The sequence below is a fragment of the Methylacidimicrobium sp. AP8 genome (assembly GCF_903064525.1).
GTDB lineage: Bacteria > Verrucomicrobiota > Verrucomicrobiia > Methylacidiphilales > Methylacidiphilaceae > Methylacidimicrobium.
Window position 1 is genome coordinate 321,242 of record NZ_LR797830.1, and the last position, 19,120, is coordinate 340,361.

Below are 19,120 nucleotides of genomic sequence, written 5' to 3' on the forward strand. Positions count from 1 at the left end.
TCGGATGGTCCGCCTGGATGGGAAGGCCGGCGGCCGCGGTCCTTCGGAGCGGAATAGGGGAAAGAGCGCCTTCTCCTCCTTTCCGGGCGCTTGACCCGGGGGGGACGCTATGCCACAAGAGGGGGCGGCGCTCCCTTTCATCCGGCAGGAGTGGGCATCGAAAAGCAGATCCTCGTGGTGGTGGAAGCCGATCCCTCCCGGAGCGGTCGGGCTGCGGAAGGGCTTCGGGTGGCAGCGGGGTTGTCGATGCATCCGGAGATCCGCGTCACGGTAGTCCTGGCTCGGGTCGCGGCGCAAGCTTGGAAGAAAGGGGCGGCCCGGTGCGTCGACAGGGAGGTTTGGGATCGGGCGCTGGCCGATCTTGCGGAAAACCGGGTCCCGCTGCTGGAGGAAGAGCCGTGCGGAGGCGCCTGGCATGGGGTGATACGGTTCGCAGACTAACCGGGCAAAACGGGAGAGGAGAAGGGGCTTGAACAACGACATCCATGCCTATCTGGCTGAGCGAAGAAAGATGATCGAGGAGGCGTTACGGGGCTATGTGCCGTCGCCGTCCAGCAAGCCCAGGCTGCTTCATGAAGCGATGGACCATAGCTTGTTTGCAGGAGGCAAGCGGTTGCGGCCCATCCTCTGCCTGGCGGCCTGCGAAGCGATGGGGGGGGATCACCGCCGCGCTCTGCCGCTCGCCTGCGCGGTGGAGTGCATTCATACCTATTCGCTGGTCCACGACGACCTTCCCGCGATGGATAACGACGATTGGAGGAGAGGGAAGCCCACGCTGCACAAGATTTACGGAGAGGCCATGGCGATTCTGGCGGGAGACGCGCTGCTCGCGCGGGCTTTCGAGATCGCCAGCCGCTATACCGGGGGAAGATATGGGACCGGGATCGTGGTTGCCGAGCTTGCGCGCGCTTGCGGCAGCCGAGCCTTGGTGGGCGGGCAAGTTTCCGATTTGGAGGCGGAAGGCAAGGAGATTTCGTTCCGAGAGCTCCGGGCGATCCACTTGCGGAAAACCGGCGCGCTGATCACCGCGGCTCTTCGATTGGGGGCCATGGCGGGCGATGCGAGCCGCGAATCGTTGCGGGCCGTCACCGAGTTCGGCCGATTCCTGGGGCTGGCTTTCCAGGTGATCGATGACATCCTCGACCTTACGCAGACGCGGGAGGCTTTGGGCAAGAGCGCCGGGAAGGACCTTGCGGCCGAAAAGGCTACCTTCCCCCGCCTGCTCGGCCTCGAAGGCGCCCAGCGCGCGGCCGAGCGGTACACGAGCCGGGCGCACCGGGCGCTCGCGCCGCTGGGAACTAGAGGGGCGATCCTCGATAGGCTGGCGCGTTACCTGCTGGCCAGGGAGAGCTGATCGGAAGAGGCGGGGCAACGGATCTGTTTTGAATTGACGGCGAGGGGTTTGGCACGCTATCTGCCGACGTTCCTATGCAATCCGGAAAATTATTTTCCCTAGTCAGGGAAGGCAATGCCGGGACCAAGCCCGTCTTGGTCGTTGCGGAGAGCCTGGATGCCGAGCAGGCGATCGGGGTCGCCATCGCTCGCGCGCAAAAGTATCTGCTCTCTATCCAGAAACCCGATGGCCACTGGGTCGGCGAGCTCTTCGCCGACGTGACCCTGGCTTGCGACCGGATCCTGCTGATGCACTGGCTGGGCAAGGTCGATTATCGCCGGCAAGCCCGGTTGGTAAAGCACATCCTGGACCGGCAACTTCCGGATGGGGGTTGGAATATCTACCCGGGCGGTCCGAGCGAACTCAATGCGACGATCAAGGCCTACGCGGCGCTGAAGCTTGCCGGGTTCGCCCCCGAGGACCCGGTGATGGAGAAGGCTCGTTCGACGGTCCTGCGGCTGGGCGGAATCCCGAAGGCGATGACCTACACCAAGCTGGGCTTGGCGCTCCTGGGGATCTACCCATGGAAGGAGCTGCCCGTCATACCGGTGGAGATCGTGCTCTTCCCGAGCTGGTTCCCCTTCCACCTGTACAAGATGTCGGCCTGGACGCGAACGATGCTTGTCCCGCTGGCGATCATCCATCACTTCAAGCCGACGCGGCAGCTGCCCGGTCACTTGCAGCTCCACGAGCTCTTTCCCGCGGGCACGGAGCAAGACGGCCTCTCCTGGATCTGGTCGACCCGCTTCTTTTCCAAGAGAAACTTCTTTCTGCTCTGCGACAAGCTGCTTCAGCTCTGGGATCGTTCCGGCTGGAAGCCGCTGCGGCGGCGCGCCTTGAAAAAGGCCGAAGAGTGGCTTGTCGAGCGGATGGGCAGCGGATCCGACGGGCTCGGCGCCATCTTCCCGGCGATGCATTACGCGATCGTAGCCTTGAGGGCCCTGGGCTATCCTGAGGAGAATCCGATCTATCAGAAGGCGCTCCGTGACTTCGATAGCTTGCTTGTGGATGAAGGCGAGGATAAGGATTTCCGAGTGCAGCCATGCCTCTCCCCCGTCTGGGACACGGCGGTAGCGAGCGTGGCCCTGACCAAGTCCGGCCTCGCGCCCGATCGGCCGGAGATGCGTAAGGCCGCGGCATGGTTGATGGAGAGGGAGGTTCGGGTGCGCGGGGACTGGTATGTCAACAATCCCCATCCCGAATGCAGCGGCTGGGCCTTCGAGTACAATAACGTCTACTATCCCGACGTCGACGACACGCTGATGGTGCTTCTGGCCTTGCTCCGGATGGACACCGGCGACCCGGCCAAGAAGCAGGAAGTGATTGAGCGCGCCTTCCGCTGGGTGGTCAGCTTCCAGTGCCGGAACGGCGGTTGGGCCGCCTTCGACAAGGACGTCAACAGTCCCTGGCTTGAGGATGTTCCTTTCGCCGATCACAATGCGATTCTCGATCCTCCCTGCTCCGATATTACGGCGAGGGCGCTCGAACTGGCCGGCATGATGGGAATCAAACGGACCGAACCGTTTGTCCAGCGCGGAATCCGGTTCCTCCGGGAGACACAGGAGCCCGACGGGTCCTGGTTCGGCCGGTGGGGCGTAAACTATATCTACGGCACCTGGCAGGCCCTCCGGGGCTTGCGGGCGATCGGCGAAGATATGAACCAACCGTGGACACTGCGGGCGCGGGACTGGCTGGAATCGTGCCAAAACGAGGATGGCGGGTGGGGAGAAACGCCCGACTCCTACGAAAATCCCCAACTCAAGGGCCGGGGACCGAGCACGGCCTCCCAAACCGCTTGGGCCGTCATGGGAATCCTCGCTTGCGGCGAAGCCGATCGGCCGAGCCTGCGGCGGGGGGTTGCCTATCTTCTGCGGAAGCAGGACCCGGATGGTTCGTGGCCGGAAGAATTTCTCACGGGGACGGGCTTCCCGGGCGTCTTTTACCTTAAGTACGACATGTACCGGAACGCCTGGCCTCTCCTCGCACTTTCCGAGTATGCCAAAGCTCTCTCGGTGGCCAAAGAGCAGACCGAGGCCTGGGTACGCGCGACCCTTTCCGTTGCGGCCCGTTCCCGTTCCCGGAACGGCGGAATGGGATGATCGGAGTCGCCTTCGCCGTCAAGCACGAGGCCGGGGAGTTCCTCGCCGCTCTCCAAGAGAAACGCTGGGATAAGGAGACATCGCCCCCGGTTTGCCTCGGCCGGGCTGGAGGCCGCCGGGTGGCGGTCGCTATTATCGGGATGGGGCGGGAAAGAGCGGCGCGGGGCGCCGAAGTTCTCCTGCGCCACTCTCCCATCCGACTATTTATCCTGGCCGGATACGCGGGCGCGCTACGATCCGGAATACAGCGGGGACAAGTCGCGGTGGCCGCCAACTACCTGAACACGGGCTTGGCCCTCTGGTTTTCCGGAGGGGGCGTGCCGGCATTGCGGCTGGCGACGGCGGACGTCGTGGTGGGCGACCCGGAGAGCCGGAAAAGGCTCGCGGAAGAAACCGGGGCGGATCTGGTCGACATGGAAACCGATGCGGTGGCCGCTATCGCGCAAGGACGAGGAGTCCCCTTCGTCAGCCTGCGCGTCGTCACCGATACGCTGGAAGACCGGCTTCCGGTCGAAGCCATCGCGGCGGCCTGGGAAAGCGAGGGAGGGACCGTTCGGCCCCTGGCGCTCGCGCTCCGTCTGGTTGCTCATCCGGGAGAGATCGGACCGCTGCTCCGCTTTGTCCGATTCCTTCCGGAGGCTCGGCACCGGTTGACACAGAGGCTCATGGAGCTAGTGTACAGTCTGGAAGGGAGCGGCGGGACGAGTGGAAGCGAAACCGATTGAAATCACCGCGAAGGCGAAGGAAGAGATTCGGCGGTTGGCGCCGGCTCACGGAGGAGTCCCCCTGCGCATAGCCGTGACGAGAGGTGGCTGCGCCGGATGGGAGTATCAAGTTGCGTTTGCAACAGCGCAGCCGGGCGACATCGAGTGGGAGGAAGGGGAAATCCGGATCGCCGTCGATCGGGCTAGCGTCGATCGCCTTGCGGGGTCGGTGCTCGATTACCAAGGCGGGCTTTCCGGGGCGGGGTTTCGCTTTCGGAATCCCCATGCGCGGGGAACCTGCGGCTGCGGCATTTCCTTCGAGGCTTGACCGCGTCCCGTTCGCTGCCCTCGGGCGCGACGAGCCGCCCGCCTCTTTCCCGGTCTTCGCCGGCCCCGCTCAGTGCGCGAAAAAACCCTTTTGCTTTCGATGGCGTCATGCCATGTAGAGGCGGTCATGGAAGCGCGCAGGGCCTACCCGTTTGATCAGATCGAACCGAAATGGCAGCGGATCTGGGAAGAGCGTGCGCTCTTCCGCGCGGCCAACCCGGGCGAGCCGGGTGCGGAAAAACCGAAGTATTACGTGCTCGACATGTTTCCATACCCGTCGGGACACGGACTGCACGTCGGTCACTTGGAAGGCTATACGGCCAGCGACATCGTCGCCCGCTACAAGCGGATGCGCGGGTTCAACGTTCTGCATCCGATGGGCTGGGATGCCTTCGGGCTGCCCGCCGAGCAGCACGCGGTCGCCACCGGTATTCATCCGCGGATTACGACCGCGCGCAATATCGCCAAGTTCCGCGAACAGATTGCGGCCATGGGCTTTTCCTACGACTGGTCTCGGGAGATCAACACCAGCGATCCGCGCTACTACCGCTGGACCCAGTGGATCTTTCTCCAGCTCTTCCGCCGCGGCCTCGCCTACGTTGCCGAAGCCCCCGTCTGGTATTGCCCGGCGTTGCAGACCGTTTTAGCCAACGAGGAGGTCGTCCCCTCTCCGGAAGGGCCGGTCTCGGAGAGGGGCCACCACCCGGTCGAGAGGCGGCCGCTGCGGCAGTGGATGCTGCGCATCACCGCATATGCCGAACGGCTGCTGGCCGACCTGGACCTCGTCGACTGGCCGGAGTCGATCAAGGAGATGCAGCGGAACTGGATCGGCCGGAGCGAAGGGGCTATGGTCCGCTTCCCCATCGATGGAACCCGCAGAGAGGTCGAGGTCTTCACGACGCGCCCGGACACCCTTTTCGGCGCCACCTATCTGGTCTTGGCTCCCGAACACCCGTTGGTCGATGAGATCACGCAACCGCAATGCCGGGAGGCCGTCGAAGCCTATCGGCGCGAGGTGGCCAGGAAGAGCGATTTGGAGCGGACGGAACTGGCGCGGGAGAAGACAGGGGTTCCCCTCGGTGCCTTCGCGATCAATCCGGCCACCCGGGAAAGAATTCCGGTGTGGATCGCCGATTATGTCCTCTCCTCCTACGGGACCGGGGCGATCATGGCGGTTCCGGCACACGACGAGCGCGACTTCGCGTTCGCCACTCGCTATGGCCTTCCCGTGCGTTCGGTCGTCCGGCCGAAGGATGCTCCCGATCCTCTCCCCGGGTGCTTTCCCGGCGAAGGCATCGCCTGTTCCTCCGGCTTCTTGAACGGCTTGCCCACCCCGGCGGCCAAGGAAGCCATGATCCGCTGGCTCGAGCAGACCGGTTCCGGCAAGCGGGCCGTTCAGTATCGCCTGCGGGACTGGCTCTTTTCCCGCCAGCGGTACTGGGGAGAGCCCTTTCCGATCGTCTGGCGGCAGGGAGAACCGCAACCGGTGCCCGAAGCGGAACTCCCTGTCCTGCTTCCGGATCGGAAGGATTTTTCTCTGGAAAAAGGAGGATTCGCCCCGCTCTCCCAAGAGAAGGGATGGGTGGATTTGCCCGACGGCGGCCGGAGGGAGACCAACACGATGCCCCAGTGGGCGGGCTCCTGCTGGTACTACCTGCGCTACCTCGATCCCCATAACGGTCGAGAGCTGGTTTCGCGGGAAGCGGAACGCTATTGGATGCAACCGAAGGGAGTGGACCTCTACATCGGAGGAGCGGAGCATGCGGTGCTCCACCTTCTCTATGCCCGGTTTTGGCACAAGTTTCTCTTCGACATAGGAGTAGTCTCTACCCCCGAGCCTTTTTACCGGCTGGTAAACCAGGGAATCATCCTTGGGGAAGACGGCCGGAAGATGTCCAAATCCTTCGGGAACGTCGTCAACCCCGAAGGCCTCATCCGGCAGTACGGTGCGGATACCGTGCGGCTCTTCGAGATGTTCCTGGGTCCTCTCGAGCAGATGAAACCCTGGTCCTCGCAAGGGCTCGAAGGGCCCCATCGCTTTCTGGCCCGCGTCTGGCGTCTGGTGATGGAGGAGGATGCGGAAGGCCGCTGGGTTCCCCGCTCGGACATCTCCACGGAGCCGGCTCCGCTCGACATCCGGCGGCTCCTCCATCGGACGATCCGGAAGGTGACCGAAGATCTCGAGCAACTCTCCTTCCACACGGCGATCGCGCAGATGATGATCCTGGTCGGCGCGCTGACCAAGGCTGCCGTCCGATGCCGAGAGGTGCTCGAGCCGTTCCTCCTGCTTCTCGCCCCCTTCGCCCCGCATCTATGCGAGGAGCTCTGGTCGGTGCTCGGGCACTCCGAATCCCTGACTTTCGCCCCGTGGCCGGAAGCCGACGAGCGGCTCCTGCAGGAGGCGGAGGTCCAATGGATCATCCAGGTCGACGGCAAGGTGCGGAGCCGGATGACGGCGGGTGTGGATCTCACTCGGGAGGAAGCGGAAGCGCTGGCCCGCCGGCGGCCCGAGATCGCCGCTTGGCTCGAGGGGAAATCGGTCCGGAAGGTGATCTTCGTGCCGGGCAAGCTCCTCAACTTCGTGCTGGGAGGAGAAGGATAAGGCACGGACCCTAGCGGCCAATTCTCACAAGCTTTCTCCGACGGCTTGCAAAACGGGCTCGTCTGCTTGGCTCCCGCTTGGTTTTCCATCCTCGCAGTATGTCTTCATACAGCTCCGGTGGAAAACCTGCGCCCGCCTTGCACCCAAGCCCATTTGCGGCGCCTCGGCTACGAAACTTGGGAGAAATGGCCGCTAGCCCCCATTTCTCACCAGTACGAGCTTTCGCGCGAGAGAGGTGCCGGTTGAGTCGCTTGCGAGCAGTTCCGGCCGCGCAGAGCTCTTCGTGAGGCAGGATCGAGCAAGATTTTCATTCGATTTGCCTTAACGCGAGCGCTGCAAAGCGCAAAAAGCCGGTTGTGGAGCAAGGCTCCGCCCGATCGTAGGCTTTGCGGAAGGAGAAGAGGTGGGGTTTTGATACCTGCTCAGCAACGCAGCACTCGGAAGACGTGGGTAAAGAGGCTCTTCCAAGGATAGGCGCTGCTCATCGAGAGGAAGACGCGGCGGACGCTGACTCGGACCAGCGTGCCGATCTTAAAGAGCTTGAGCCGTAGGGTGTCGACCTGGGCCTCGGCCCAGTCCGTTCCTCGCAGACCGAGCCGTCGCAGCGCTTCGACCAGGGTGTAAGCAAGAGCCGAGAAGTAGAGGCGAAGTTGGTTGCTGGCCATTTGCGCGGTCGAGAGCCGGTCGGCAAAGAGGTGGAGTTGTTCCTTGATCCGATTCTCCATGTCGCCACGAGCACAGTAGAGCTTCTCGTAAAGGTTTTGGGCGGGCCACTCCTCGGTGGAGAGAGAGGTCACGACAAAGCGCGGATTCTCCCCTTTCCAGGTACTCGGCTTTGGCGACCACCCGGCGCTCCCTCGACCAGCTGCTCAAGGTGCGGTAGGCAAACTCGGTAAAGAAGCGGGCCGGCTTGCCACTCGACTCGTGCAGACGACGGGCTTGCTCCATCGACCCCCCTGAATGGTCCGGCACAAGCGCTCGTTGCGCGCCAAGCCGAAGAGGTAGTCGACTTGATTGGCTTCGCACCAAGCCATGATCTCTTCCCGGCAGAAGCCCGAATCGGCCCGGAGCACGATCCGGACTCCGGGCCAACGGGTACGGAGTTGTTCCACGATCCGGCTCACCTCCGTAAGGGAGCCCGCCGACGCATCCTGGTTCGATGGCCGAAGCCGGACGCCAAGGAGTTGATCGCCAGCAAAGATGTAGAGCGGCAAATAGCAGTAGGAGTCGTAGTAACCATGGAAGAAGCGCTCCGGCTGATGTCCGTAAAGGGGGATGTCGGTCGCATCCAGATCGAGCACCACCTCCTCAGGGGGCTGGGGATGCGATTGGAGGTAGAGATCGACCAGAAGACGGTCGATCGCTTCGGCCGAGTAGTCGATCTTGTGGTAGCGCTCGCTTCGACCCACCAGTTCCAGCCGGTTGAGCGTGCTCTTGCCCGCCAGATCCTCTTCCAGATCGCTTTTCCCGCTCAGGAGAGCAACCAACGGATCGGTCCGCAACTGCTCATGGTCGTTGAGGTCTTCGTAGCCCATCGCAATCCCGAAAATGCGCTGGGCAAGCATCTCCCGTACCCGATGCACAATGCGTTTCGGATGGCGTCGATCCACGAAGCAACCCTCTAACCGTCTTAACAAACCGATCTTCCGATCCGCTTCCCGCAACAGAATTGCGCCCCCATCGCTGGAGATCCGACCCGCGGTAAATCCCGCTTCCACCCGTCGCGAAAAATGATCTGTAAACGCAAAAGTCTCTTGGCTACACTCTGTCATGGAAGGCCGTTTCTTTTTCCTGGTTGTAGTAACGTCTTCTTAACGCACTTATACCAGGGAAAGACGGCCTTTCCTATGCCCTTTTGCCGGATTTTTTGCCTTCCGCTATGCCTGCCATTGGTGAGAAATCGGGGCTAGGCGGGAGAGGCGGACTCGGCCCCCTCCGATCAGGAGGCCTGCGAGACCGAAGAAAACGTAAACTCCTTGGAGAGGACGGCGGGCACCCGGGCGGGAAGATCATCGATCTCCGACCCCACCGTCACTTCCGATTTCCCGAGAGCCAGAACGTTTTTGAGAAGCCGGACAGGGCTTTCGTTGAAGCGGAAGTTGTTCACCGGATAGGCGATCTTCCCCTTCTCGATCCAGAAGGTGCCGTCCCGGGTAAGGCCGGTGAGGAGGAGGGTGCGGGGATCGACCGTCCGGATGTACCAGAGTCGCGTGACGAGCACGCCGCGATCGACGCCCGGAATCAGTTGATCGGTCGACCTTTCCCCGCCGCAGACAAGCAAGTTGGTCGGCTCGGGGACCACCGGAGCGTTCTTCTTCTGCGCCCAGAAGCGCGGGCGGATCAGCTCCAGGAGCTTTCCCTTCTCCACCCAGTTCGTGGGTGTGGCGGGCAGGCCGTCCGTCGAGTAGATCGAACCGGGAGCCACCGGATCCTCCGGGTCCGATCGGAGAGAGACCGAATCCGCGAAGAGCTGCTCTCCCAAAAGCGTTCCCCCTCCGGGACGAGAGAGAAAGCTTCTTCCTTCATCGGCCGGGCGGGCCTGGAGGGAAAGCAAAAGAATGCCGATCAGGTCGCAGGCGGCCGAAGGCTCGAGCAGGACGGTGTACCGTCCCGGGGCCAAGGGTTTCGGATGGCGGGAAAGGAGCGCCTTCTCCACGGCCCGGCGACCGAGGGCCGGCAGATCGATCTCCGCCGGTGAATAGGCCGCAGCCGCCGCCCAACCGGCACCCCCTCCGTCCCGTGTCCGTGCCGAGACCGCGTATTGCAGGCGGGTCGACTGCTGAAACACCCAGAGGCCGCTTGTGGCCGCGTAGGCCGAAAAGCTGCTTTCGCATTCCAAGAAGGCGGCGGCGACGACGTGCTTGGCCTCCGCGAGATCCAAAATCATCCTCCCGTGCTCGGCCAGATCCTTGGCCGTCAAGCGGGCCGCCTCGGGGGAGTACCCCTTGGGGGGAGGATAGACTTGGGGCCCCGGCGGCGGGAGAAACTCCGGATCTTCGGGACAAACGCGTGCCACCTCTTCCGAAAGGCGGACGAGCTCGGCCAAGTCCCCGAGCCCCGCCTTGTTTCCCGTCGCCTCGCCCCGTCGCTTTCCGAAAGAGGAGGCGACACGGCAATGAAAACCCTCGTCCGCTCCGTCGGTTGTGATCGTGTTGCAGGCGATGCGGACGTTGAGCCGGCTCCAGCCGGTCATCTCCGCAACCGCGGATTCGGCGCGGGAGTAGGAGAGAAGCTTGGTGGCGAGCTCGCGCGCTTCTCCTTCCGAAAGGATCATGTCTGGCTCCCGGTGTTGAGGACTGTGATTCCCCGGAAGCGGGCGGGAACGACGCCGTGGGATACCGGCGCGGATTGGACCGGTTGACCCTTGCCGCAGGAGAGCGTCCCGCCGAGCCAGTATTCCTTGGCGCCGCCGATCCCGTCGCAGGCATTCCAGAAAGGCACGGTCGTCCCCTGGTAGGCGACGTCGCGGAGCATCTCTCCGAGCTTGCCCTTTCGGATCTTGTAGAAGAGCTGCCCGCCGAACTGAAAGTTCTTTCGCTGTTGGTCGATGCTCCAGCTGCCGTCGCCCACGATGTAAACGCCGTCCTCGACGCCGGAGATCAGCTCTTCGAGGGAAATGTCCTGCTCGGAGGGTTGCAGCGAGATGTTCGGCATCCGCTGAATCGGAAAGTAGGCGTGTCCTTCCGCGAAGGAGCAGGCGTTGGAATGGGGCAGCCCGATCCAGCGGGACTGGCCGATGGCCATTTGAAAATTTTCGAACCGGCCGCGCAAAAGGATGGGGAAGCGGGCATAGCGTGCGGGCATCCCGTCGTCGTCGTAGGCGGCCGTGGCCAACCCTCCCGGCTGATCCCGGTCCGCCATCACCGTCACCAGCTCGCTGGCGAATTGGAGGCGTCCCCGATCGGCGGGGCTGACGAAGGTCGTGCCGGCGAAGCCCGCCTCGTATCCGAAGGCGCGGTCGAGCTCGGTCGAGTGGCCGACCGTCTCGTGGAGGGTGAGCCACAGGTTGGTGGGATGGAGGACCAGGTCCATCTTGCCCGGGGCTACGGGCTTGGCCTTCAGCTTGCGGAAGGCATCCTCGGCCGCTTGTCGCGCCTCCTGCTTCCAATTCTGGGCGCGGACATATTCGTAGCCGGCGGCCCGCGGCGGGAAAAAGCTCGAGCGGCTAGCGAACCGGCCGGAGGCCGGATCGGTCGCGGTCACGGTGAGCCGAGGATAGGTACGGAAAAAAAGTTGTTCGAGGAAGGAGCCGGCGCTCGAGGCGAAAAACTTTTCCTGCCGGAGAAAGAGGAAAAAGCTATAGGCGAACGGGGCGCCGGCCGCCTTCGCCTCGGCATTGATGCCGAGAAGCGCCTCGGCTTTCCGGTCGAGCGGGATCGAAAAAGGATCCTGCTCTATCGGAGCCCGCCAGCGATCGATCTTCGGTTCGATCCGTTCGATCTCGACGGGCTTGGTCGCAAGCGGGCGGTTGGCCTTGGCTATTTCCACGGCGCCTCGTGCGCAATCGCTCGCATGCGCCGGATCGAGCACACTGGCCGAGCGGAATCCCCAGACCCCGTTGACCAGGACGCGTACCCCGAGGCCGCTGCTGCTCGACACCTCGACATTCTCGATGCGTTCCTCGCGGGCCGAGAGGAACTCGGATTGGGAGTATACGATGCGCAGATCGGCATATTCCGCTCCGGCGGATCGAGCCGCGGAGAGGGCGGCTTCCGCGAGGCGGGCGGATTCCTCCCGCCGGGAAGACGAGGCCTCGTCGGAGGCCGCCGCCACGGTTCCCAGGGGGACTCCCCCGCCGAGAAAGCCCGCAGCCAGGCTTTGGAGGAATTTTCTGCGGGAAATGCCCATCGTCCGCCGTCTCCGCTCGCGAGCCGGCTGGCTCGCCGATCCGTTCCGCCATCCGCAGGAGAATGCTTGCGGAGAGGCTAAGCTAGCAAGGCGGTCCGGCGGAGGCAAGCGCCGGCAGATGCGATCCGGAGGAGGATGCGGAGCGAAAAAGCCTGCCATCCTTCGCCGGAATGCTAGAATGCACGCGAGGTAAGCACAGCAGGGAAAGGCGGAGAGAAGTGAAGACCGGAGCGGAAGCCTGGCTGGTGGAGCACGAAGGGGAACTCTGCTCCTTTCTAGGCGAGATCGTCCGCATCCCTACGGTGAATCCTCCGGGGGACCATTACACGGCGCTGGTCGAGCGGCTGGAGGCCAAGCTACGGAAGATCGGCCTCTCCACGGAGATTTTCACGGTCCCGCCGGAGGTCGCCGCCAAGGTTCTGCCCCCGCAGCAGGCCGGCTTGCCTCGGCACAATTTGGTCGGGAGATGGGAGGTGGGTGCGGAGAGGACCGTCCAATTCAACGCCCACTATGATGTGGTGCCCGCTGCGGGTCGGTGGAGGCACGCCCCCTTTGCCGGGGAGCGCGACGGCGACTGGATTTTCGGCCGCGGGACGGCCGACATGAAAGGGGCGCTGGCAGCTGCCATTTTCGCGGTGGAGGCGCTCTTGAAGACCGGGAGCGTGCCGCGGGTGAACGTGGAGCTGGCCTTTGTCGCGGATGAGGAAATCGGCGGGGAGCTCGGCACCGGGTACCTTGTGACCCGCCGAAGAAGGGGTCCTGACTTCGCCGTCGTTTGCGAGGGTGGCGCCGGAGGGAAGATCGGCATCGGTCACAATGGGTTGGTGCAACTCGAGGTCACGGTTCTGGGCAAAGGCGGGCATTCGGCTTATCCCGATGGGACCGTGAATGCTTTCGAGCGGATGGTCGCCCTGGTCTCCCGGCTTGAGCCGGTGCTTAAGCAATCGCTGGCCGAGCCGCAGAGGCGTTTCGCCACCCCCTCCGGAGAGGTTCTGGAACCGGTGGTCAACCTCGGCGGGGTTTTCGGACCCGGGGATGCGGCAAAAGTGAACATCATTCCGGGCGAAGCCTCCTTCACGATCGATCGGAGGCTTACCCCCGCGGAGCAGGTGCCCGCGGTGGAGCGGGAGTTGCGGGAATGGATCCGGTCGGCTGCGGCAAAAAGCGGGGTGCGGACCCGAATTCGAACGATCCATGCGACCGCCCCCTGCTCGCTTTCCCCCGGCGCACCGCTTCCCCGGGCTTTCCGGAAGGCCGTGGAGGGTGTGCGCGGAGGACGCGCCCGCTTCACGGTGAATCGCGGTGCCACCGACATGCACTACTACGTGCGGAAGCGCCGGATCGATGCGGTAGGCTATGGGGTCGACGGGAAGAACATCCATGCCGTCGAAGAACGGATTCCGGTCAAGGATCTTGTGACCACCGCCCGCGTCTACGCCCGCTTCCTCTACGATTTTGCGCCCGAATCCGGGAAGCGGTAGATGATCCCTGGGGAATGAGGGAAATCGGCTCTTTCCTCCTTTTGCTTCTGCTGGGGGCGTCCCTGGCCGGCTTGCCGCGCGCCTATCCGCAGCAACATCCGTTCGAAGGCGGCGTGGGCATAGTCTATGCACCCGGGCATGCCTTCCTCCTCAAGGCTCCCGATGGTTGGGTCCTCGATCGGGAGTGGCGCGGCAGCGAACCGCCCGAACCGGTGTTCTATCCTGTCGGCTTCACGGCAAAGGATTCCCCCGTGCTCATCCGGTCGGGCTCGATGCGCGCCGAGTCCGCCGGTACCGCGCCGATCGAGCGGTTCTTGGAGGAGAGGGCGCAGGTGTTGGCGCCGCCGAGCGGAGCAGGGGCCAGGGCCGAGCGCGTGGGGGAATGTCGGCTCGGCAAGGGAGCCCTTGCGGAAGTCTACTCCTTCGTGAGCGAGCCGGGCGGACAGGCCCTTTTGGAGAGAATCGGCTGCGTCGCCACCGCGGACTCCGTCGATTATATCATCCTCGATGCGAAGGATCGGGCGTTTTACGAAAGATCCCTTGCCGCCTTTGCCTCGATACTGAAGTCCTATATCCCGTTCCGGGGAGGCCCGGTTTATATTCCTCGATGAGGGGGCTCGCCGAGAACCGGGGAAGGAGAAAAAAAGAAACGATCCCTCGGGGGAGGGAAAGAGAGCGGCTGGTGGGCACCATCCTGGGCATTGAAGGAGGAGGGACCAAGACGACATGGGCCGTCCTGGATTCGACGGGGACGGTGTGCGCGCGGGGAACGGCCGGCCCCGGCAACGTCAGCCTGCTTCCGGACGAGGAGATCCGGAAGCTGCTTGCGGGAATCCGCTCGGCGGTCGGCGGCGGGATCGAGGCGATCGGTGCCGCCTTCGCCGGCTGCCATCTCCCGGTGCAGCGGCAGCGCCTTGCCGGGATGCTGCAAGCCCTCTGGCCGACGGCGCTGCGGATCGCCGTCGCCGAAGATACCTACTCGGCATTTGCGGGCGCCTTCGGCTCCGGCGATGGAATCATCGTCATCGCGGGCACCGGCTCGAACGTCCTGGGCCGTAGGGATGGCCGCACGCTGCGGGTAGGCGGCTGGGGCCATATTCTGGGGGATCCGGGCAGCGGCTACGATTTGGCGCACACCGGCCTTTGGCGCGTTTATGACGCTTTCGATGCCACGGGCAGTGTCGTTCCTCTAGGCGAAGCCTTTCTTCAGAGAACCGGGCAAAACAGCCTCGAGGAGCTCTTTGTCCATCTCCTGCGCGATCCGTCCAAGGATCGGATCGCGGCCCTGGCTCCTTGCGTCTTGGAGAAGGCGGCCGCCGGCGATCCGCTCGCCGCCGACATCGCCCGATCCCGTGCCGGTCTCTTGGCGGAGCAGGTGAGGTACGTCACCCAAAGACTCGGCTACCCCGAACCGAGGGTGGCCTTGGTCGGCGGGCTCTTCGAGCACAGCGAGGCCTATGTCGCGCTCTTTAGCGGCGAGGTCCGATCCCGAGTGGCGGTCCGCGAGATCTTCGTTTCCCGGGTCCCGGGAGCGGTGGGCGCGGCGCGGTTGGTCGACGATACGCTGCCCATCCCGCAGACGATCGCGGCGCAGCCGGCTCTGCCCTTCTCGCGGGAAGCGGCCGCCTCGCTCGAGGGGGCGCTGACCGAGGAGCGGAATCCCCGTTGCCGCTTCCTGGATCGCAAGACGGTGCCGGAGCTCGTGGAGCTTTTCCTTTCGGAAGAGGAGTTCGTGGAGCGGGCTCTCCGGGACCGGAAAGAGGTGATCGCGGCGGCGGCGGCCGCAGTGGCGGAGGCCTTGGAGGCCGGAAGACGCCTCTTTTACGTCGGCGCCGGGACGAGCGGACGGCTGGGGGCGCTTGACGCGAGCGAAATCCCGCCGACCTTCGGTGTCCCGACCGACTTGGTGCAAGCCATCCTGGCAGGAGGACCCGACGCATTCCTGCGGAGCCAGGAAGCGGCGGAGGACGATCGGGAGGCCGGCGCCCGCAGCGTGATCCAGCGCGGCGTCCGCCCGGGCGACGTCGTTTGCGGCATCACGGCTAGCGGGCGCACACCGTTCGTCCTGGGCGCGCTCGAGCAGGCCCAAACGGTCGGGGCTCTGACGATCCTTTTGACCTGCAATCCTAAGCACGCGCCGCTCCCTTTCGTCCGGTTGTCGATCGATCTGCCCACCGGGCCCGAAATCGTGGCGGGCTCGACGCGCCTCAAGGCCGGAACGGCGACGAAGATCGTCCTCAACATGCTTTCCACCATCGCGATGATCCGAACCGGGCGGGTTCGGGACAACCTGATGATCCACCTGCGGCCCACCAGCGAAAAGCTTCGCTACCGGGCTCTGCGGGTTGTGATGGAGCTGGTCCCGTGCGGCGAAAAGGAAGCTCTGGCCCGGTTGGAAAGGACGGGGTGGCGGGTGGCCGAGGCGATCGACCTCCCGAAGCCGGACTTAGCGATCGGCTGAAGACCGGGAGGGCGCGGGCGACCGGGGGCTTGGCGGGAGCGGGGGAGCCCTTGCCGCGGGCAGAGCGAGAGCAGCTCGCAGTGGAGGCAATCCGGCTTGCGGGCCCGGCAGCGCGCGCGACCGTGAAAGATCAGGCGGTTGGCGAAGGCGATCCACTCTTTGCGGGGCACCCGTTCCTTTAGGTCGGCTTCGATCCTCTCCGGGAGCTTCTCCCGGGTCAGGCCGAGCCGGTAGGAAACACGTGCCACATGGGTGTCGACGACAATGCCGAGCGGCAGGCCGAATCCGTTGCCGAGCACGACGTTGGCGGTCTTGCGGCCGACGCCCGGCAGGGCGGTCAGCTCTTCCATTGTCGCCGGCACGCGTCCTCCATGGCGCTCCACGAGGAGCCGAGCGGCGGCACGGATATGGCGCGCCTTGGTGCGAAAAAAACCGAGCCGGCGCAGCGCCTGCTCGAGCTCTTCCAACGGAGCGGTGGCATAGCTGGCGGCATCCGGATAGCGCGGGAAGAGCTCGGCGGTCACCCGATTCACTTGCCGGTCCGTGCACTGTGCGGAGAGGATCGTGGCGATCAGCAGCTCCAGAGGATTCCGGTACTGGAGAGCCGGCCGGCTCTCGGGATAGGTCGCGGCTAGGCGCCGACAGATTGCGGCGATTCTCCTGTTTTCCGCTCGGCGCGCCCTCGGTGCGGAGTCGTCGGCCGACTTGGACCGCCCGCGAGGTGGCGCCGCGGCTCCTTCACCGGCGCTCGGCATGCGCTGCCTCCCTGGCGATCAAGTCGTAATCCGAGGCCCCCCGCACGACCACATCGGCGAAGGTTCCCGGGGAGAGCTTCGGGGAGACATAGACCCTTCCGTCGACTTCCGGGGCGTCGGCGGCGGAACGGGCGATGCCGGGAGAATCGACGAGCACGCGGATGCGCTGCCCGACCTGATCAAGAGCCCGGCGGCGGGCGATCTCTTTTTGCTTCGCCATGAGCTCTTCCCATCGCCGCTTCTTCACCGTCTCCGGAACCTGCACCTTCTGTCGCGCGGAACGGGTTCCCTCCTCCTGAGAGTAGGAAAAGACGCCGAGGCGGTCGAAGCGGGCTTCCTCGACGAAACGGAGGAGCTTCTGAAAATCTTCTTCGCTCTCCCCGGGGAAGCCGACCAGGAACGTCGTCCGTATGGCGACCCCGGGGATTCTTTGTCGAAAGGCGGCGAGAAGCTCCCGGAGCTGGGTCTCGGAGGTGCCCCGTTGCATCCTTTCGAGAACCGGATCGGCGATGTGCTGGAAGGGGACGTCGATGTAGCGCACGAGCTTGCGGGCCTCGGCGAAGGTTTCCATGAGCCGCTCGGTCCAGTGCGCGGGGTGGGTGTAGAGGACGCGGATCCAAAAGTCTCCCGGAATCTCTTCCAGGGTGCGAAGAAGATCCGCGAGCGTCTCCCCGCTGGCGGAGGAACCTAATGGGGTGCGAGGGGACCGGTCCCTGCCGAAATAGGTCGAATCCTGGGAAACCAGGATCACCTCCCGCACGCCGCGGGCAATGAGCGCCCGCACTTCCGGCACGATCGAGGCGATGGTGCGGCTACGGAAGCGGCCGCGGATCCGGGGGATGATGCAGAAGGTGCAGGGATGGTTGCACCCTTCGGCGATCTTGACATAGGCCAAGTGGGCGGGCGTGAGAGGAAAGCGAGGCGAGGAGAAGTCCGGAAGAAAGCGGGAGTCGGGAGAAATCGCGTCGCGACGCGCGCCTCCGATCGGAAGGAGAAGATCGGAAAGATGCTCGGCGATCTTGTCGACCTCGTCGAGGCCGAGGAAGAGGTCTACTTCCGGGAGGAGCGAGGGGAGGTCGTTGCGGTAGCGCTGGGAAAGACATCCGGTCACGACGATCTTCTGCCGTTCCCCTTTCCCCGAAGTCTCGCGTTCCTGATGCGCGGCGAGAACCGTGCGGATCGCCTCCTCCTTGGCCGGGTCGATGAAGCCGCAAGTGTTGATGATGAGGATATCCGAGGAAGCGGGATCCAAGGAGATCGCCGCCCCCGCCTCCGCCAGCCGCCCGAGCATGATCTCGGCATCGATCAGGTTCTTCGCGCAACCGAGCGGAATTATTCCGACGGTCTTCCCCACGAGGGACGGGGAGGTCATGGAGTCGGAGTCGGAAGGGTTAATTCCTGCGCCGGGGAAGCATTGGAAGCCATCGAGACCGTCTGGCCATCCAGCACGATATCGACGACGGAGCTGTTAGCCACCTTAATTTGGAACTTGGGCCCGACAAACTCCTTCCGTTCCCCCGTATGCAGGACACCCGCGAAAAGCTGCCGGCGGTGGCCGTCTTCGATGACGTTCACGTGGATCCAGGATTCCTTTCGGGCCTGCAGCACCAGGTGGTACGCTTTCGTCGGAGGCGGGAGATCCGCTTCCCGAGAAGCGGCCGGGGCGCCCGCATCCACGGTGCTCGGCTCATCATTATCGTTGTTCGCATCCGTCTCCTCCCCCGACTCGACGGCCGACGGGCGCCCTTGTTCCGGAGGCGGGGCCGATGCTTCGTCGGGATGGACGGGAATGGCCCGGGCTACCCGGATCGGCGGCTCCGCAACCGAAGGGGTCGCGGCTGGCGACTGCACGGGCAGCGCCCGGCGAACCTCCATCTCTTCCAGAGGCGGGGGAGGGAGCGGCGGCCGCTTGCGGATTACCGCTCCCTCCGGCTTCCGGGACGAGCCCGCTTCCGGAGAGAGTTCCAAGCCCGTGATATCCTTGGATTCGGAGGGTAAGGGCCGCCGGTACGAGGCGACCTGGTAGACGCGATAGGCGCCGACCGCGCACATGAGGGCGAAAAGCCCGGCGGCGACGAGGAAAGCCACCATCTGGGATGTGGTCCTCCCCCGCTTGGGAGGCGCATCCCCCCGACCCATCAGGAGGAGCGGCTTCTGCGCCGGAAAAGGGCCTCGGCGCATCGGCAAGAAGGCTTGATCGAGCTGCTCGAGCAACGCCTTCTCGTTCAGGTGGAGCACTCGGGAATACGTGCGGAGAAAATTCCGCACATAGGCCGGAGCGGCGAAGCTCCGGTAGTCGTCCTGCTCTAGAGCCACAAGCTGTTCGGGCAGGATCTTGGTGGCTTTGGAAGCCGTTTGGATGCTCCACCCCAGGGCCGTGCGCGCCTCCCGTAATTGCCGGCCGATGCTTTTCCCCGGCGGAAGCTGCTGGATGTTGTCGGTTGCCATGA

Annotated in this window: 13 protein-coding genes and 2 pseudogenes; 9 read left to right on the forward strand and 6 right to left on the reverse strand. The window is 64.4% G+C overall.

Annotated elements, in window-relative coordinates; genetic code table 11:
• The first annotated feature begins 150 nt into the window (after positions 1-150).
• The 6 genes from MTHMO_RS01440 to leuS all read left to right on the forward strand — a co-directional run bounded on the left by MTHMO_RS01440 (position 151) and on the right by leuS (position 7,125).
• The gene (locus MTHMO_RS01440) at positions 151-441 is read left to right on the forward strand and encodes a hypothetical protein (RefSeq protein WP_202213204.1); all 291 of its coding nucleotides are present in this window, start codon (positions 151-153) and stop codon (positions 439-441) included.
• A gap of 70 nt (positions 442-511) precedes the next feature.
• On the forward strand, positions 512-1,354 hold the full coding sequence (locus MTHMO_RS01445; RefSeq protein WP_370568354.1) for a polyprenyl synthetase family protein: 843 nt from the start codon (positions 512-514) through the stop codon (positions 1,352-1,354).
• Between the two features lie 134 nt (positions 1,355-1,488).
• Complete coding sequence (shc, locus tag MTHMO_RS01450) at positions 1,489-3,492, forward strand: squalene--hopene cyclase (protein WP_237394693.1); 2,004 nt, start codon at positions 1,489-1,491, stop codon at positions 3,490-3,492.
• The gene (locus MTHMO_RS01455) at positions 3,489-4,217 is read left to right on the forward strand and encodes a nucleoside phosphorylase (protein ID WP_202213207.1); all 729 of its coding nucleotides are present in this window, start codon (positions 3,489-3,491) and stop codon (positions 4,215-4,217) included. The genes shc and MTHMO_RS01455 overlap by 4 nt, the downstream gene beginning before the upstream one ends.
• On the forward strand, positions 4,198-4,524 hold the full coding sequence (locus tag MTHMO_RS01460) for an iron-sulfur cluster assembly accessory protein (protein WP_202213208.1): 327 nt from the start codon (positions 4,198-4,200) through the stop codon (positions 4,522-4,524). The genes MTHMO_RS01455 and MTHMO_RS01460 overlap by 20 nt, the downstream gene beginning before the upstream one ends.
• A 126-nt stretch (positions 4,525-4,650) precedes the next feature.
• The gene (leuS, locus tag MTHMO_RS01465) at positions 4,651-7,125 is read left to right on the forward strand and encodes a leucine--tRNA ligase (protein WP_202213209.1); all 2,475 of its coding nucleotides are present in this window, start codon (positions 4,651-4,653) and stop codon (positions 7,123-7,125) included.
• 422 nt (positions 7,126-7,547) lie between these two features.
• On the opposite strand, the pseudogene MTHMO_RS01470 reads toward leuS, so the two are convergent.
• The 3 genes and pseudogenes from MTHMO_RS01470 to MTHMO_RS01480 form a co-directional block, all read right to left on the reverse strand.
• Positions 7,548-8,897 (reverse strand): annotated as a pseudogene (locus tag MTHMO_RS01470) (IS1380 family transposase).
• A 167-nt stretch (positions 8,898-9,064) separates the two neighbouring features.
• The gene (locus MTHMO_RS01475) at positions 9,065-10,399 is read right to left on the reverse strand and encodes a TldD/PmbA family protein (protein WP_202213210.1); all 1,335 of its coding nucleotides are present in this window, start codon (positions 10,397-10,399) and stop codon (positions 9,065-9,067) included.
• The gene (locus MTHMO_RS01480) at positions 10,396-11,973 is read right to left on the reverse strand and encodes a TldD/PmbA family protein (protein WP_202213211.1); all 1,578 of its coding nucleotides are present in this window, start codon (positions 11,971-11,973) and stop codon (positions 10,396-10,398) included. Before MTHMO_RS01480 ends, MTHMO_RS01475 begins: the two co-directional genes overlap by 4 nt.
• Positions 11,974-12,191: 218 nt before the next feature.
• Between MTHMO_RS01480 and MTHMO_RS01485 the strand changes: the two genes are divergently transcribed.
• From MTHMO_RS01485 to MTHMO_RS01495, 3 genes are all read left to right on the forward strand, one after another.
• Positions 12,192-13,454 (forward strand): M20 family metallopeptidase, encoded by a 1,263-nt coding sequence (locus MTHMO_RS01485; RefSeq protein ID WP_202213212.1) that lies wholly within the window; start codon positions 12,192-12,194, stop codon positions 13,452-13,454.
• 14 nt (positions 13,455-13,468) lie between these two features.
• Complete coding sequence (locus MTHMO_RS01490) at positions 13,469-14,065, forward strand: hypothetical protein (RefSeq protein WP_202213213.1); 597 nt, start codon at positions 13,469-13,471, stop codon at positions 14,063-14,065.
• A 71-nt stretch (positions 14,066-14,136) separates the two neighbouring features.
• Positions 14,137-15,915 carry an N-acetylmuramic acid 6-phosphate etherase gene (locus tag MTHMO_RS01495; RefSeq protein ID WP_202213214.1) on the forward strand — a complete coding sequence of 593 codons (1,779 nt, stop codon included), beginning with the start codon at positions 14,137-14,139 and terminating at the stop codon, positions 15,913-15,915.
• Between the two features lie 98 nt (positions 15,916-16,013).
• Here the strand turns inward: MTHMO_RS01495 and nth are convergent.
• From nth to MTHMO_RS01505, 3 genes and pseudogenes are all read right to left on the reverse strand, one after another.
• Positions 16,014-16,670, reverse strand: a pseudogene (gene nth, locus MTHMO_RS10775) (endonuclease III); the annotation flags it as partial.
• On the reverse strand, positions 16,654-18,042 hold the full coding sequence (gene rimO, locus MTHMO_RS01500) for a 30S ribosomal protein S12 methylthiotransferase RimO (protein ID WP_202213215.1): 1,389 nt from the start codon (positions 18,040-18,042) through the stop codon (positions 16,654-16,656). The gene rimO and the pseudogene nth, both read right to left, overlap by 17 nt.
• The gene (locus tag MTHMO_RS01505; RefSeq protein ID WP_202213216.1) at positions 18,039-19,118 is read right to left on the reverse strand and encodes a helix-turn-helix domain-containing protein; all 1,080 of its coding nucleotides are present in this window, start codon (positions 19,116-19,118) and stop codon (positions 18,039-18,041) included. The genes rimO and MTHMO_RS01505 overlap by 4 nt, the downstream gene beginning before the upstream one ends.
• Between the last annotated feature and the right edge of the window lie 2 nt (positions 19,119-19,120).